At 69.8% G+C, this 14,137-nt stretch carries 15 protein-coding genes and 1 pseudogene; 14 read left to right on the top strand and 2 right to left on the bottom strand.

Annotated features, from left to right (window positions below):
* The first annotated feature begins 14 nt into the window (after positions 1 to 14).
* The 7 genes from K6753_RS12945 (at position 15) to K6753_RS12915 (ending at position 3,849) form a co-directional block, all read left to right on the top strand.
* Positions 15 to 224 carry a hypervirulence associated TUDOR domain-containing protein gene (locus K6753_RS12945; protein ID WP_223676874.1) on the top strand — a complete coding sequence of 70 codons (210 nt, stop codon included), beginning with the start codon at positions 15 to 17 and terminating at the stop codon, positions 222 to 224.
* Positions 225 to 249: 25 nt separating this feature from the next.
* Positions 250 to 768 carry a DUF421 domain-containing protein gene (locus tag K6753_RS12940; RefSeq protein ID WP_223676873.1) on the top strand — a complete coding sequence of 173 codons (519 nt, stop codon included), beginning with the start codon at positions 250 to 252 and terminating at the stop codon, positions 766 to 768.
* Between the two features lie 88 nt (positions 769 to 856).
* Positions 857 to 1,258: an EF-Tu C-terminal domain-related protein gene (locus K6753_RS12935; RefSeq protein ID WP_223676872.1), complete on the top strand. Its 402-nt coding sequence runs from the start codon at positions 857 to 859 to the stop codon at positions 1,256 to 1,258.
* A gap of 2 nt (positions 1,259 to 1,260) precedes the next feature.
* Positions 1,261 to 1,752 (top strand): lysozyme inhibitor LprI family protein, encoded by a 492-nt coding sequence (locus tag K6753_RS12930; protein ID WP_223676871.1) that lies wholly within the window; start codon positions 1,261 to 1,263, stop codon positions 1,750 to 1,752.
* 62 nt (positions 1,753 to 1,814) lie between these two features.
* Entirely contained in the window at positions 1,815 to 2,216 is a 402-nt protein-coding gene (locus K6753_RS12925) for a group III truncated hemoglobin (RefSeq protein ID WP_223676870.1), read from the top strand.
* Between the two features lie 113 nt (positions 2,217 to 2,329).
* Positions 2,330 to 2,875 (top strand): YdeI/OmpD-associated family protein, encoded by a 546-nt coding sequence (locus K6753_RS12920; RefSeq protein ID WP_223676869.1) that lies wholly within the window; start codon positions 2,330 to 2,332, stop codon positions 2,873 to 2,875.
* 395 nt (positions 2,876 to 3,270) lie between these two features.
* Complete coding sequence (locus tag K6753_RS12915; RefSeq protein WP_223676868.1) at positions 3,271 to 3,849, top strand: cysteine hydrolase family protein; 579 nt, start codon at positions 3,271 to 3,273, stop codon at positions 3,847 to 3,849.
* Positions 3,850 to 3,957: 108 nt separating this feature from the next.
* Here K6753_RS12915 and K6753_RS12910 read toward each other — a convergent pair whose 3' ends face one another.
* Positions 3,958 to 4,575: a ferritin-like domain-containing protein gene (locus K6753_RS12910; protein ID WP_223676867.1), complete on the bottom strand. Its 618-nt coding sequence runs from the start codon at positions 4,573 to 4,575 to the stop codon at positions 3,958 to 3,960.
* A gap of 202 nt (positions 4,576 to 4,777) precedes the next feature.
* Between K6753_RS12910 and K6753_RS12905 the strand changes: the two genes are divergently transcribed.
* From K6753_RS12905 to K6753_RS12875, 7 genes are all read left to right on the top strand, one after another.
* Positions 4,778 to 5,359, top strand: coding sequence for a DUF421 domain-containing protein (locus K6753_RS12905; RefSeq protein WP_223676866.1), 582 nt, complete (start codon positions 4,778 to 4,780; stop codon positions 5,357 to 5,359).
* A gap of 138 nt (positions 5,360 to 5,497) precedes the next feature.
* Entirely contained in the window at positions 5,498 to 6,061 is a 564-nt protein-coding gene (locus K6753_RS12900; RefSeq protein WP_223676865.1) for a DUF805 domain-containing protein, read from the top strand.
* A 72-nt stretch (positions 6,062 to 6,133) separates the two neighbouring features.
* Positions 6,134 to 6,433: a hypothetical protein gene (locus K6753_RS12895; protein WP_223676864.1), complete on the top strand. Its 300-nt coding sequence runs from the start codon at positions 6,134 to 6,136 to the stop codon at positions 6,431 to 6,433.
* Positions 6,434 to 6,626: 193 nt separating this feature from the next.
* Positions 6,627 to 7,754, top strand: coding sequence for an efflux RND transporter periplasmic adaptor subunit (locus K6753_RS12890; RefSeq protein ID WP_223676863.1), 1,128 nt, complete (start codon positions 6,627 to 6,629; stop codon positions 7,752 to 7,754).
* Positions 7,751 to 10,831 carry an efflux RND transporter permease subunit gene (locus K6753_RS12885; RefSeq protein WP_223676862.1) on the top strand — a complete coding sequence of 1,027 codons (3,081 nt, stop codon included), beginning with the start codon at positions 7,751 to 7,753 and terminating at the stop codon, positions 10,829 to 10,831. The genes K6753_RS12890 and K6753_RS12885 overlap by 4 nt, the downstream gene beginning before the upstream one ends.
* A gap of 175 nt (positions 10,832 to 11,006) precedes the next feature.
* Positions 11,007 to 11,225, top strand: coding sequence for a hypothetical protein (locus tag K6753_RS12880; RefSeq protein WP_223676861.1), 219 nt, complete (start codon positions 11,007 to 11,009; stop codon positions 11,223 to 11,225).
* 45 nt (positions 11,226 to 11,270) lie between these two features.
* Complete coding sequence (locus K6753_RS12875; RefSeq protein WP_223676860.1) at positions 11,271 to 12,494, top strand: threonine aldolase family protein; 1,224 nt, start codon at positions 11,271 to 11,273, stop codon at positions 12,492 to 12,494.
* Here the strand turns inward: K6753_RS12875 and K6753_RS12870 are convergent.
* Positions 12,454 to 14,133, bottom strand: a pseudogene (locus K6753_RS12870) (type IV secretory system conjugative DNA transfer family protein); the annotation flags it as partial. The gene K6753_RS12875 and the pseudogene K6753_RS12870 overlap by 41 nt on opposite strands.
* Positions 14,134 to 14,137: the final 4 nt, after the last annotated feature.

The following is a 14,137-nucleotide window of genomic DNA, read 5'->3' as shown; positions in this document are numbered from 1 at the left end:
ACGGAGGGCATGCCATGTCCAATCACTTCAAGGTCGGCGACCACGTCCGCTGGAACTCCGAGGCCGGGCACGTCACCGGCACCATCCGCAAGGTGCACACGCGCGATTTCGAGTGGAAGGGCTACACCCGCCACTGCAGCGAGGACGCGCCGCAGTACGAGATCGAAAGCGACAAGACCGACCACGTGGCCGTGCACAAGGGCACGGCGCTGGAAAAGGCGTGATGCGCGCCCGGGCGGTGGCCCCGTGATGTTCTTCGACAACCCGATGGCGCTGCTGCGCACCCTGGTGGTGGGCACGCTGGCGTACGTCGCACTGGTGGCGCTGCTGCGGCTGTCGGGCAAGCGCACGCTGTCGAAGTGGAACGCGTTCGACATGGTGGTGACGGTGGCGTTCGGCTCTACGCTGGCCACCGCATTGTTGTCGCGCGACACCACGCTGGCGCAGGGCGTGTTGGCGTTCGCGCTGCTGGTGGCGCTGCAGTGGAGCCTTACGCGGCTGGCGGTGCGGTTCCCGGCGGTGGAGCGCTGGATCAAGGCCGAGCCGACGCTGTTGCTGCTGCGCGGGGAGCTGCGGCACGACGCGATGCGCCTCGCCCGCGTGACCGAGGGCGAGATCCGCGCCGCGGTGCGCGCGCAGGGCCTCACGGCACTGGAGGACGTGGAAGCCGTGGTGCTGGAGACTGACGGCAGCGTCAGCGTGCTGGCCGAGCGTGGCAGCTCTGGATCAGCGATGCAGGACGTCAAGGGGTACGGCGACGCGTGTTGATCCACGGGCCTCCCGCCCAGGCAGGGAGCGCGCAGCGGGTACCATGCCGCAGTGCCGGTGTTGGCACCCATGAACAAGGAGCCGTTCCATGAGAAGCATGCTTGCTGCCGTCGCCCTGCTGGCCGCCGCCCCGTCCGCGACGGCGCAATCGGCGCTGCCCAATACCCTGCCCGACCCTGTCGGTTTCGCAGAGGGCCAGCGCCTGTCGGGCACGCTGCAGTTGAATTACTCCGAGGACGGACGCAATGCGCGCCGGACCGCGATCTTCGACAACTACCGGCCGAAAGTGGCGTTCAATGGCCGCGAGGTGGTCTGCATGTTCGACCTGGCAGACGTGCGCTCGTTGGCGCCGGGCGAGTCCGGGCCGGTAACCCTGGAGTGCAAGGAGCCCGTCGCCGTGCACCGCGACGCGACACGGCTGGACGTGCGCGAGGGCGGCAAGACCGTCGGCCATATCGACGTGCAATTGCCGCCGCCAGCGGACGGTTGAGCGTGGCGCCGCGCATCGCTGTGGTAGCGCTGGCCGTGCTGGCGTCGCTTGCTGCACCGCCAGCAGCGGCCGCGCAGGACGGCGCCGACTGGCCTGAAGGCAGCGCCATGCACACCGCCCACCTGATGGCGGCGCGTCGTGATGTCGCCGACACCGGGCTGCAGGCCGCACACGAAGCGCTGCTCGCACAGGTGAAGTCCGGAGGCCTCGACCACATGGGCACTCGCCTGCCCGTGGCGCTGCAAGAGGCGCACGTCGCGTGGCTGGCCTACCGGGCGCCGTCGTGTGAGCTGTTCGGTGCCGCCACGGGCGCCGGTGGCATGTGGCCCACCGTGCAGGCGCTGGAGTGCGAGAACGAGGTGACCGAGCAGCGGCTGCGCGCGGTACGGGATGCGCTGGCGTGCATCCTTGCATTGCCCGTCGGGGAGCGTGCGGCCATGCAGGGCGAATGCCTGTTCGCACTTGCGCCCCGGCTGCCTTCCAGTGGGGCGTGACGGTCCTTAGCGGGGGCGCCATCGGCGACAATGGCGACCTCCCCGCACCGCCGCACCGTTGCATGACCGACACCAAGACCCTCGACGAAGCCGCCATCGCCCTGCTGGTGGACCGGTTCTACGACCGCGTCCGGCGCGACCCCGAGCTGGGCCCGGTGTTCAACAACGCGGTGCACGACTGGGACGCCCACAAGGCGACGCTGGTCGATTTCTGGTGCTCGGTGGCGCTGCGCGCGCAAAGCTACCGCGGCAACCCGATGGCCGCCCACCGCGGCCACGCGATCCACGCCGAGCACTTCACCACGTGGCTCGCGCTGTGGGAGCGCACCGCGCTGGAAACGGTCGGCCCCGACAACACCCGCACGCTGATGGCCATCGCCGAGCGCATCGGCGGCAGCCTGCAGTACGGGCTGGGGCTGGACCCGAACCGCCGGCCGCTGGGGTTGGAGGTGATCGGCGGTTGAGGCCGGGGCGGCGCGGCTGCGGGGATCGCGGCTGAAGCCGCTTCTACAGTGACCTTCCAAGCCCCTATGGACGATGTGACGTCCGTGGCGCGCATGGTTTACGGTTCGCGTCCATGAGCAAAGCGACGTCGCCCGTGCGGTTCAAGGCCAAGCTCCTGCGCCCGGCCAAGCCGGCCAATGCGGCCTGGACCTTCCTCCTCGTACCCAAGGCCGCCAGCGCGAAGCTGCCCTCGCGCGGGCAGGTGGGCGTGGAGGGCACGCTGGAGGGCGCGTCGTTCAGCGCGGTGCTGGAGCCGGACGGCCAAGGCAGCCACTGGCTGAAAGTCGACAACAAACTGCGTGAGGCCGCGGCCGTGGATGCAGGCGACACCGTCGCGCTGGAGGTCACGCCCAGCGGGACGATGCCCGAGCCCACGGTGCCGGCGGAGCTGCGCAAGGCGCTGGCGGCGGCCCCAGAAGCGAATGCGGTGTGGGCCGACATCACGCCCGCCGCGCGTCACGACTGGATCGCGTGGATCACCTCGGCCAAACGCGAGGACACCCGCACCCGCCGCATCGCCAACGCCTGCGACATGCTGGCCACGGGCAAGCGCCGCGTGTGCTGCTTCGACCGGTCGGGGATGTACGGCAAGGGGCTGTCGGCGCCCGAGGCGATGTAGCCCGGGTAAGGCTGAAAGCCGCACCCGGGACAGGATCTACGCGACCACCGACTGACGCGGCGTGCTGCGGTGCGTTGGCCTCGTGATTCAGGCTGGTGCCGTCGTGGCACAGCGCGGCGCTTGCCCGGACTGCTTTTCTGCGTCATTCCCGCGAAGGCGCGCTCCAGACTTACTTCGGCGGAGCCGAACCTCCGTGGACTTTCGATTGGGCTCCGGGCACCAAAGCCGCCGGACCACGACGCGTTCAACGTCCATGGGTTCCCGCCTTCGCGGGAATGACGGGCCAATTGGCGGGAATGACGGGGTAAGGGGTGTGCGGACTACGCCGAGTTGACGCACCCTCTCCGTCACCAGTGCTACACCACCCTCCCCTGCCCCACTCCGACACCGCACACATGGCGGACCGCGACCGATCCGACATCGCCCTGCTGATCATCGACATGGTCAACGCGCTGGACTTCGACGGCGGCGAGACCTTGCTGCCGACTGCGCTGGAGGCGGCCACGCACATCGCCGCGCTCAAGCGCCGTGCGACGGATGCCGGGGTGCCGGTGATCTACGCCAACGACAACTACGGCCAGTGGCGCTCGGATTTCCATCGGGTGGTGGCGCTGTGCGGCGGCTCGGGGTCGCGCGGGGCGCCGCTGGTGGAGCAGGTGCGCCCGGAGGCGACCGACTACTTCGTGCTCAAGCCGTCCAACTCGGCCTTCCACCAGACGCCTCTGGAGCGGCTGCTGGACGAACTGGGGGTGCGCAGGCTGATCCTGACCGGCATCGCCACCGACAGCTGCGTGGTGGCCACGGCGATGGATGCAAATGTGCGCGACCTCAAGCTGTTCGTGCCGCGCGATTGCGTGGCGGCCGAGACTGCGGAACGCAACGACGCGGCGCTGGAGGTGATGCGGGCGTCGTTGGGCGGCGACACCCGCATCGGTGCGCGGATCACTGCAGACGATTTCCGGGGCACCCAGTAGCCCGGGTAAGGCCGCAGGCCGCACCCGGGGTTTGCGTCCGCTCCGTCGCTACGTCCTTATCGTGACCCGGGTGCGGCCGTTGGCCTTACCCGGGCTACGGACGTGCGATCAATGCCGCTTGAGCATCTCGTCGCGGGCCTGCTCGGCGCGCGAGGCACCGATGGCGGTCTCGACGTTCTTGACCTCTTCCGGCGGCGGCAGCACGGCGGGCAGGCCGAGCGACTGGATCCACAGCTCCCGGGTCCAGCCGGTGGTGTGGTAGAGGTGATGGTCCTCGTCCTCTTCCACCGCCTCGTGCGCGGCCTTCAGCACCTTCGTGGCGTCGCCCTGGCCCTTCTCGGCGACCAGGCCGATCAGCTCCCAGTTCATGTGGTCCTTGGTCTCGGCCAGCACCACGCACTCACCTGCGACCAGTTCGGCGGCGGCCGGGTCGCCCGCCTTCTTCGCCATCTCCATCGCCTTGACCAGCGACTCGCCCATGAAGCCGACGACGTCACGGCCCGGGGTGCGGGTGTCCGGGTCCAGTCCGAGCTGCTCGAACACGTTCAGCAACACCTTGCGGTGCGTGCGGGTCTCTTCCAGGTACTCCTTCCATTCCTTTTTCAGGTCCGGATTGACCGCGCAGCTGATGGCGGTCTCGTAGATCTGCGCGCCGCCGATTTCCGTTTCCAGCGCCTGGTAGAGCAGCTCGTTCAACTGCGCGGTGTCGTATGCCTTGCGTGCCATTGCGTGCTCCTTCTGATGCTCCCCGCGCATGCGGACGCGGGTGTTGGGGGAGCCACGGACGCTAGGACCGGCAACGCTAGCGCGCCGTGATGGAAACGGTGGATACGGTGAAGGCTTCAGCTTCGTCGAGGCGCGCTTTCACCGCGTCTTTCCGGCCGGGGCAGACACTTCCCCGTTCAGCACGTGCGCCGTGGAGCCACCGATGAAAGCCGACATCACCGTCTTCGACTGGGACCGCATGCTCCTGGGCGATCCGCCCCTGCCGTACATGCTGGAAATCGGCCTGAAGATCCTTATCGTCTTCGCGATCCTGCTGCTGGTCCTGCGCCTGCTGGGCAAGCACGGCCAGCAGAACCTGAGCCCGATGCAGCACCTGCTGATGATTGCGCTGGGTTCGGCGGCGGGCGATGCGCTGTTGTATCCCGACGTGCCGATCGCATACGCCGCCGTGATCCTGCTGGGCGTGACCGCGGTGACGCTGGGCGTGGAGTTCCTGAGCGAGCGCTTCCGCCCCGTGCGCGACTACGTGGAGTCGCGGCCGCGCATCCTCGTAAAGGATGGCGAGATCCACTGGCACGCGCTCAATTCCGAGCGCACCACCCGGCGCGAGCTGTTCGCCGAACTTCGCATCAAGGGCGCGCGGTCGCTGTCGCAGGTGGACTTCGCAATCCTGGAGGTCACCGGCGACATCAGCGTGTTCCTCAACGACCGGCCGCCCGCCAATTGCGACCTGCTGGACTACGTGGTGGACGAGGACAAGGACGCGCCGGCGCCGGCCGGCTGACCGGTTGCCCCGCTGCCCCCTTCCCCGTTTTGGGGCGCCGACACCGCACTGTCGCAAGGCTGCCGTCCTTCTGCCGTCACGCGATCGCCGGGTTTGGGCTACGTTGGCGCCCTCCCCACCGCCCTGGCAGGCCGCCCGATGAAGATCCACTCCGACCGCGTCCGGCAGTTGCGTACCGGGCGCCAGTGGTCGCAGGAGCAGCTGGCCATCGCGTGCGGGTTGAACCTGCGGACCGTGCAGCGGCTGGAGTCCAGCGGCAACGCGTCGATGGAATCGGTGCGGGCGCTGGCGGCCGTGTTCGGCGTGGACGCCGATGAGCTGATCGTCGCAGACGGCGTGGCGCCACCGGTCGCCGCCAACCCGGCTGTGGAGGCGGTGCGCGACGGCCTGGTGCGCTTCGCCGACTTCCACGGCACCACCGGCCGCGCGGCGTACTGGTGGTTCCTGCTGTTCCTGGTGCTGGTGTTCGCCGTAGCCACCACGATCCACGAGCGCCTCTACCAACTGGTGGCGATCATCGCGCTGGTGCCGCTGCTGGCTGCTGGCACCCGCCGCCTGCGCGATGCCGGGCTCAGCCCGTGGTGGCAGGCGTTCTTCGCCGTGCCGTTCGGGTTCGTGGTCGTACTGGTGATGATGGCGCGCGAACGGGGGGTTGAAGCGGCGCCGCCGGCCGACAGCACGGATGCCGCGCAGCCCGAGTAGCCGCGCCCGGCTGGCCCGGTGATGGGGCCCGGTGCGATCCTTGCGGCCCACCGGATCTGGATCACGCCACTTATGGACAAGCAGCCGCCCCGCATGGATGCCGACCGCGCCGACGCCATTGCCCGCGCCTTCCTGCAGCCGACTCCTGAGCGAAAGGCCAACCGCGAGCGGCAGGCGCGCGAGGACTGGCATGAACGCGAGAAGCGCAAGGTCGCGGGGTTGGCGCTGGTCGGTATGGCGATCGGCGCGGCGGTGACACACCAACTGGGCTACCGGTTCACGGAGGGTGTGATCTGGGGTGGCCTGGCCGGCGCGGCGCTGGGTTGGCTGTGGATCGGCTGGCGGGCGCGTCGTCGGGTTGGCCCCGCGTAGCCCGGGTAAGGCTGCAAGCCGCACCCGGGATCGGGGTGTATCCGGCGTGACACGGCTCCCGGGTGCGCTCCGCTTACCCGGGCTACACGGTCTACGCGACGTGTCCGCACCGCAGATGGCGGCGCGGCTTGGTGAAATCCGAATTAATAAACTGTCCAGTACACTGGCCCGCCGTTTTGCCGGCGCCTTGCCCATGCGTGTCCCGCTCAAGACCTGGTCGATTGCCCTTGCCGCTGCCCTGACGCTCGCCGCCTGCGGTGGCGAGGAGGCCGAACCGGCCACCGACACGTCCACCATGGCCGTCACCACGGCGCCGGTGGTGCGCCGTGAGCTCGCCAGCGCCATCACCGCCTCCGGGCCGGTCACGGCGGTCGAGGAGATGCAGCTGGGCGTGGAGCTGAGCGGCCAGCGGGTCACGTCGGTCAATGTCGATGAAGGCGAGGCGGTCGCGCGCGGCGACGTGCTGCTCACCTTGGACGCGCGCACGCTGGAGTCGGACCTGGCGCAGGCACAGGCCGCCCTGCGCGAGGCTGAGGCCGGCGCGGCGCTGGCCCGCTCCAACCTCAACCGCGGCGAGCAGCTCGCCGGCGGCCAGTACATCAGCGCCTCGGCGCTGGACGAATTGCGTGCGGCCCGTACCCAGGCCGAGGCCCGCGTCGGCACGGCGCGCGCGGCGCGCGACGCCGCGCAGCTGCGTCGCGACTTCGCCACCCTGCGCGCGCCGGCCCATGGCGTGATCTCGGCCCGTCTCGTGCAACCCGGCCAGGTGGTCGCCGCGGGCAGTGAACTGCTTCGTCTGATCAAGGACGGCGCGCTGGAGTGGCGCGCGGAATTGCCCGCCGCCGACCTGGGTGCGGTGGAGCCCGGCGACCGGGTTGAACTGCGCGACCGCAACGGCGCGATGGTGACGGGCGTGGTGCGGGCGGTATCGCCGGGCGTGGATGCGGCCAGCCGCACCGGCACGGTGTTCGCCGACCTGCCCGACCCCGGTGCACTGCGCCCTGGCACGTACCTGGAGGGCCGCATCAACACGGGCCTGGCCACGGTGCCGGTGGTGCCCGACGAGGCGGTGGTGTTGCGTGACGGGTTCCCCTCGGTGTTCGTCGTCGATGGCGAAGGCACGGTGTCGATCAAGCGCATCGAGCGCGGCGCCGCCGACAACGGCTATGTCGAGGTGCGCGGCGGCCTGGCCGAAGGTGCGCAGGTGGTGACGCGCGGCGCAGGCTTCCTCGCCGATGGCGACCGCGTGCGCGTGGTGGCGCCCAACGCCGCGGGCGAAGCCGCCACCCCGGCCACCGCTGACACGGCCCCCGCCCGATGAGCGGCGGCGGCACGCTGTCGTCCTGGGCCATCAACCGGCCGCTGCCGGCGGTGATGGTGTTCTTCGTGCTGTGCGTGGCCGGCATCTGGGGGTTCATCAACCTGCCGGTGGCGCGCTTCCCGGACATCGCCTTCCCGATGACCACGGTGACGGTGCTGCAGCCGGGCGCGTCGCCCTCGCAGCTGGAAACGGAAGTCACGCGCCGCATCGAGGACTCGGTCGCGACGATCCCCGACATCAAGCGCGTGGTGTCGACGGTGACCGAGGGCACCAGCACGACGATGATCGAGTTCGAGCTGTCGGTGGACATCGACGCCGCGCTCGACGAGACCAAGGACGCGGTGACGCGGGTGCGCACCGACCTGCCGCAGGACATCCAGGAGCCGCTGGTCAGCAAGGTCGAGATCGGCGGCGCGCTGCTGACGTACGCGGTGTCGGCGCCGTCGATGGCGCCCGACCAGCTGTCGTGGTTCGTCGACCGCGACGTGTCGCGCGCGCTCTACGGCGTGGACGGCGTCGCGCAGGTGTCGCGCATCGGCGGCATCGAGCGGCAGATCCGCATCGACCTGGACCCGCAGCAGCTGCATGCCTTCGGGGTGACGGCGGCTGAGGTCTCGCAGCAGCTCGCGCAGATCCAGGTCGAGCGCCCCGGCGGGCGCACCGAGATCGGCGGCGAGCAGCAGACCATCCGCACCGTGGGCACCGTCGAGGACGTGCGCCAGCTGCGCGACTACACCATCAGCCTGGCCGACGGCCGTGCGGTGCGGCTGTCGTCGATCGCCACCGTCAGCGATGCCGCCGCCGACCCCAGCCAGGTGGCACTGCTGGACGGCGAATCCGTCGTGGGCTTCTCGGTGTCGCGCAGCCGCGGCTCGGACGAGCTGGACGTCAAGGCGCAGGTGCAGGAAACGCTGGATGACCTGGCCGCTTCGCACCCGGGCGTAGAGTTCGACCTGGTCAGCAACATGGTCGACGAGACCGAGCGCTCCTACTCGTCGTCGATGACGATGCTGTGGGAAGGCGCACTACTGGCGCTGGTGGTGGTGTGGCTGTTCCTGCGCGACTGGCGCGCGACGTGGGTGAGCGCGGTGGCGCTGCCGCTGTCGATCATCCCCACCTTCGCGGTCATCTACTTCCTGGGCTTCTCGCTCAACATCATTACGCTGCTGGCGCTGTCGGTGGTGGTCGGCATCCTGGTGGACGATGCGATCGTCGAGATCGAAAACATCGTGCGCCACCTGGGCATGGGCAAGACGCCACGCGAGGCCGCGCGCGAGGCGGCCGACGAGATCGGCACGGCGGTGATCGCGACCTCGGCGACGTTGGCGGCGGTGTTCGTGCCCGTGGCCTTCATGCCGGGCATCGCCGGCAAGTTCTTCCGAGAGTTCGGCTGGACCGCGGCCACGGCGGTGATGTTCTCGCTGCTGGTGGCGCGACTGCTCACCCCGATGATGGCGGCCTACCTGCTCAAGCCACACGCCGACAACGTCGCCGAATCGAAGCTGATGAAGCGCTACCTGGGCTGGGTGGACGCGGCACTGCGGCACCGCGCGCGCACGCTGTGGATCGCGTTCGGGCTGTTCGTGCTGTCGCTGGCGATGGTGCCGTTCATCCCGACGACCTTCATCCCCACCTCCGACCAGGGCCGCAGTAACCTCAGCATCGAGCTGCCTCCGGGCACGCCGATCGAGGAAACCGTGGCAGTGACCGAGCAGGCGCGCGAGCGGCTGGCCGCGATCCCCGAACTGCAGCAGGTCTTCACCATGGTCGGCAGCGTGCTGGACCTGGGCGACCCGTCGCGCACCGGTACCGGCGACCCGCGCAAGGCGACGCTGGTGGTGGACTGGGGCCCGTCGGACGACCGCGACCGCGATCAGAAGGCGCTCGAGCAGGAGGTTCGCCAGCGCTTGGCCGACCTGCCCGGCACCCGTGTCAGCTTCGTCAGCGCCGAGCCGGGCGAGCTGATGCAACTGGTGCTGGCCGGCGACGATCCGGAAAAGCTGCACGACGCCGCCGCGGCGGTGGAGCGGGACCTGCGCCAGCTTGAAGGCCTGGGCAGCATCTCGTCGTCGGCCTCGCTGCTGCGGCCCGAGATCCGCATCGTGCCCGACCCGGCGCGCGCCGCCGAGCTGGGCGTATCGACGGCCGCGATTGCCGAGGCCGCGCGCGTGGCGACGGCCGGCGACTACACGCAGCGCATGGCCAAGCTCAACCTGCCCGACCGGCAGATCCCGATCCGCGTCGGCTTCGCGCGCGAGGACCTGCGCGACCCGTCGCTGGTCGGCCAGCTGCAGGTGCGTGGCAACCAGGGCCCGGTGCCGCTGTCGGCGGTGGCCGACATCGAGACCGGCAGCGGCCCGTCGGTGATTTCGCGCTACAAGCGCCAGCGCAACGTCACCCTGACGGCGGAGCTCAACGGCCGGCCGCTGGGCGAGGTGATGCAGGAAGTGCAGCAGTTGCCCAGCGTCAACAACCTGCCGGCGGGCGTGGACTTCCTCAATACCGGCGATGCCGAGGTGTTCGTCGAATTGTTCACCGGCTTCGCGCTGGCGATGGCCGCGGGCATCGTGTGCATCTACATGGTGCTGTTGTTGCTGTTCAACCACCCGGTGCAGCCGGTAACGATCCTCACCGCGGTGCCGCTGTCGGCCGGCGGCGCGTTCGGCGCGCTGCTGCTGACGCAGAACATGCTGTCGCTGCCGGCGCTGATCGGCCTGCTGATGCTGATCGGCGTGGCGACCAAGAACTCGATCCTGCTGGTGGACTACGCGGTGATGGCCGAGGACGAACACGGCCTGTCGCAGCACGACGCGCTGGTCGATGCCTGCCGCAAGCGCGCGCGGCCGGTGATCATGACGACGCTGGCGATGGGCGCGGGCATGCTGCCGCTGGCGCTGGGCCTGTCGGGCGATTCCAGCTTCCGCGCGCCGATGGCGTGGGCGGTGATCGGCGGCCTGATCACCTCCACCCTGCTCAGCCTGATCGTGGTGCCGGCGGCGTATACCGTGCTGCACGATGTCGGCGACTGGTTCGCGCGGAGGTTCCGTGGCGGCAAGGCGGAGCCGGCGACCGGCTGACAGTCGGCTCCGTTGTAGGAGCGACGTGAGTCGCGACCGAGCCTCGGCCGAGCGTTGAGGTCGCGACTCACGTCGCTCCTACAGGGGCGATTGGCGCATTACCGTTGCCGTGCCGCAGTGCACGGACAGACCGCCGGTCCTCCTGCTAGGCTCCAGCCTCCACGTGGGGGAGCACATGGACAACAACATGAATCCGGAGATCGCCCAGCGCATTCCGCTGCTGGTGATCGGCATCAGCCTCAACACACTCGGCATCGTGATGGACGGCCTCGGGCTGTGGCGCATCGCGCTGATCGTCCTGGGCATCGGCATGATGCTGGCCTTCCTGTTGCAGGCGATGCGCATCGCGCGCGAGGCGCAGGCATCGGACGACGACGCCACGCGGGGCCACTGAGGCAAGCAGGCCCGGGACCGGAACGACACCTGCAGGGAAGATCGCATGGACCGACGCGCATTCCTGGCCGCTGGCAGCGTTACGGCGGCCGCACCGTTGCTGGGCTGGCCCGGGCTGTCGGCCGCCGCTTCGGAGCCGACCGACGGCCTGGCCTCGCAACTGCCCGTCAACTTCTGGTCCGACGGACTGGGGCTGGATCCTGCCCAGTACGCACGCCATTTGCAGGCGGCGGTCGATGCGGGCGGGTGGTCGCCGGACGGGTATTCCAACGGCGGGCTGGTGGCCGGCATCGAGCGTGCATTCGCCCAGCGGCTGGGCAAGCCCGCCGCCGTCTACCTGCCGTCGGGCACGCTCGCCAACCACCTCGCGGTGCGCACATTGGCCGGCGCCGACCGGCGCGTGCTGGTGCAGGCCGACAGCCATCTCTACAACGACAGCGGCGACGGCGCCGCCACGCTCAGCGGCCTCAACCTGGTGCCGCTCGTCGAAGGGCGCGCGACGCTGACCGTTGAGGACGTTGCGCCGTGGGTCGAACGCTCGGCACACGGGCGCGTGCCCAACCCGGTGGGCGTCATCTCGCTCGAGTCGCCGGTACGCCGACTGGACCACGCCATGGCCGACCTCGCGCAGACCGAGCGATTGTCGACGTATGCGCGCGAGCGCGGCATCCGACTGCACCTGGACGGCGCGCGGCTGTTCAACCTGCCGCTCCACACCGGGCGCCGCGTGGCCGGGATCGCCGCGCTGTTCGACACGGTGTACGTGTCGCTGTGGAAGCACTTCAACGGCACCGCCGGCGCGGTGCTGGCCGGTGACGAGGCGACGATCAGCGGGCTGTCGCACATGCGGCGGATGTTCGGTGCCTCGCTGCCGCAGGCATGGCCGACGCTTGCGTTGGTGCCGCAGCATCTGGCGCGGTACGAGGACGACTACGCGAAAGCGTGGGCCGCGGCCGACCTCCTGATCGCACGGCTCGAAGCCAGCGGTCGCTTCAAGGCCCGCAAGCTGGAGCGCGGCACCAGCCGGTTCTTCCTGTCGGCACCGGGCACGGACCTGGACGCACTGGCAGAGCGCGCTGCCCAGCGCGGCGTGCTGCTGCCGGGCGGCCCGCCAGGGGCCACGGAATTCGCGATGCAGGTCAACCCGTCGCTGCTGCGCTGGCCGCCCGATCGGGTGGCTGACGTGCTGCTGGCGTCGCTGTCCGCGCAATCCCCACGTCCTCGCGGGCCAACGCCGGCACGTGCACCGGCGGCAGCAGCCGCGCGGTGAAATGTCGGTCTTCGTAATAGCGGATCTTCGTGCATTTGATCGGGTGGGCGAGGCCTTCGTACACCAGCACCTGCTGCTTCGGACCCATGGCCTTGAGCTCCTGTGGCAGCATCAGCGCGCGGCGCTCTTCGGACTCGCTGATCGACACGTCGCGGCGCAGGCCGCGCTGGCGCGTCCTGTTGCGGCGGCGCACCGTGGTGTAGCCGAGCATCTCCGAGTAGTCGTTGGCGTCGCGCTGTTCGCGCGGGGCGAACAGGATCTGCATGGCGTGGTTGGTCACCAGCGTGCGCGCGACGTCCTTGCCGTACACGGCGTCGAGCTGCGCCAACGACTGGATGATCGGCAGCAGGCGCAGGTTGTAGCCGGCCATGTACGCCACGGCCGAGGCGATGATGTCGACGCGGCCGATGGCGGTGAACTCGTCCATCAGCAGCAGGCACTGGTGCCTGAGCGCGGGGTTGGCTTGCGGCAGCTCGCGCGTGTTGAGGTGGATCAGCTGGCTGAAGAACAGGTTGAGGATGAGCCTGGCCTCGGCCAGCTTGTTGGGCGCGATGGCCACGTAGATGCTCATCGGCCGCTTGCGCACGTCGGTCAGCAGGAAATCATTGGCGCTGGTGGCCGCGTCCAGCACCGGGCTTACCCACGGATTGAGCGGCTCCTTGAGCGTGCCGAGGATGGAGGCGAGCGTCTCGTCGGCCTGCGACAACAGCGTGGCGAATGCGTTGCGCGCCGGCTCCCCGAGGAACGGCTGCCGGGACAGCGCCTGCAGGTAGTCGCGCAGCGCCGTGCCGTCGCCCGACGACAGCCGGAACAACCGCCCCAGGTTCGGGAACTGGTACAGCGACTCGGGCATGCCGATGGCGACCTGGTCGTCGAAGTTCTCGAACAGGTACAGCGCGAACGCCAGGAACGCATTGCGCGCCTGGCTGACCCAGAACTTCTGCTTGTCGTCGCCATCCGGATACAGCATCGCCGCGATGGCCTGCAGGTCCGAGACGCGCAACGACGGGTCCTGGGAGACATAGGCCAGCGGGTTCCAGCGGTGGGTGCGTCCGTCCTCGGCGAATGGATTGAACAGGTAGACCGCCTGCCCCTGCGCGGCGCGCCAGCCGCTGGTGAGGTCGAAGTTCTCCTGCTTGATGTCGAGTACGACGACCGAGCCGCGGTACTCCAGCAGGTTGGGCACCACCACGCCCACGCCCTTGCCGGACCGCGTCGGCGCGGCCAGCAACGCGAACTGCTGGCCCGGCAGCCGCACCAGCTTGCGGCCCAGTCGCCCGACGACCAGGCCATCGTCGGATGGCTTGAGCAGGCCCAGCCGCGCCAGTTCACCACCGCGGGCGAAACGGGCGTCGCCATGCAGCGCCTGCTTGCGCGGGCGCAGCAGCAGGAAGACGGGCACGAGCGCGACCAGCGCCGGCAGGCCGAAGCCCACCCATCCCGCCAGCCGCACGCGTCCGGCATGGGGCGCCAGCTGTGGCAGGTCCAGTACACGCGCGTAGCCCCACCACGTGTCCCAGCGCAGTGGCGCATCGACCTGCAGCAGCGCCAGTGCCAGCCAACCGGCGAGGTACAGGCCGGCCACGCCGGCGGCGGCCGCGCTCGCAAGCGCCAGCCCTGTTCGGGTTCTGGAAGGCATCATC

Source organism: Novilysobacter selenitireducens (assembly GCF_020026895.1).
GTDB lineage: Bacteria > Pseudomonadota > Gammaproteobacteria > Xanthomonadales > Xanthomonadaceae > Lysobacter_C > Lysobacter_C selenitireducens.
Note: the sequence above shows the minus strand (reverse complement) of the source record. Positions and strands in the feature narration are given on the sequence as shown.

Coding starts and splice junctions, on each gene's coding strand:
- K6753_RS12935 (WP_223676872.1), top strand. CDS start 857: ATGAGAAGCATGCTTGCTGCCGTCGCCCTGCTGGCCGCCGCCCCGTCC.
- K6753_RS12875 (WP_223676860.1), top strand. CDS start 11,271: ATGGACCGACGCGCATTCCTGGCCGCTGGCAGCGTTACGGCGGCCGCA.
- K6753_RS12880 (WP_223676861.1), top strand. CDS start 11,007: ATGGACAACAACATGAATCCGGAGATCGCCCAGCGCATTCCGCTGCTG.
- K6753_RS12945 (WP_223676874.1), top strand. CDS start 15: ATGTCCAATCACTTCAAGGTCGGCGACCACGTCCGCTGGAACTCCGAG.
- K6753_RS12915 (WP_223676868.1), top strand. CDS start 3,271: ATGGCGGACCGCGACCGATCCGACATCGCCCTGCTGATCATCGACATG.
- K6753_RS12940 (WP_223676873.1), top strand. CDS start 250: ATGTTCTTCGACAACCCGATGGCGCTGCTGCGCACCCTGGTGGTGGGC.
- K6753_RS12910 (WP_223676867.1), bottom strand. CDS start 4,575: ATGGCACGCAAGGCATACGACACCGCGCAGTTGAACGAGCTGCTCTAC.
- K6753_RS12905 (WP_223676866.1), top strand. CDS start 4,778: ATGAAAGCCGACATCACCGTCTTCGACTGGGACCGCATGCTCCTGGGC.
- K6753_RS12900 (WP_223676865.1), top strand. CDS start 5,498: ATGAAGATCCACTCCGACCGCGTCCGGCAGTTGCGTACCGGGCGCCAG.
- K6753_RS12885 (WP_223676862.1), top strand. CDS start 7,751: ATGAGCGGCGGCGGCACGCTGTCGTCCTGGGCCATCAACCGGCCGCTG.
- K6753_RS12920 (WP_223676869.1), top strand. CDS start 2,330: ATGAGCAAAGCGACGTCGCCCGTGCGGTTCAAGGCCAAGCTCCTGCGC.
- K6753_RS12895 (WP_223676864.1), top strand. CDS start 6,134: ATGGACAAGCAGCCGCCCCGCATGGATGCCGACCGCGCCGACGCCATT.
- K6753_RS12890 (WP_223676863.1), top strand. CDS start 6,627: ATGCGTGTCCCGCTCAAGACCTGGTCGATTGCCCTTGCCGCTGCCCTG.
- K6753_RS12925 (WP_223676870.1), top strand. CDS start 1,815: ATGACCGACACCAAGACCCTCGACGAAGCCGCCATCGCCCTGCTGGTG.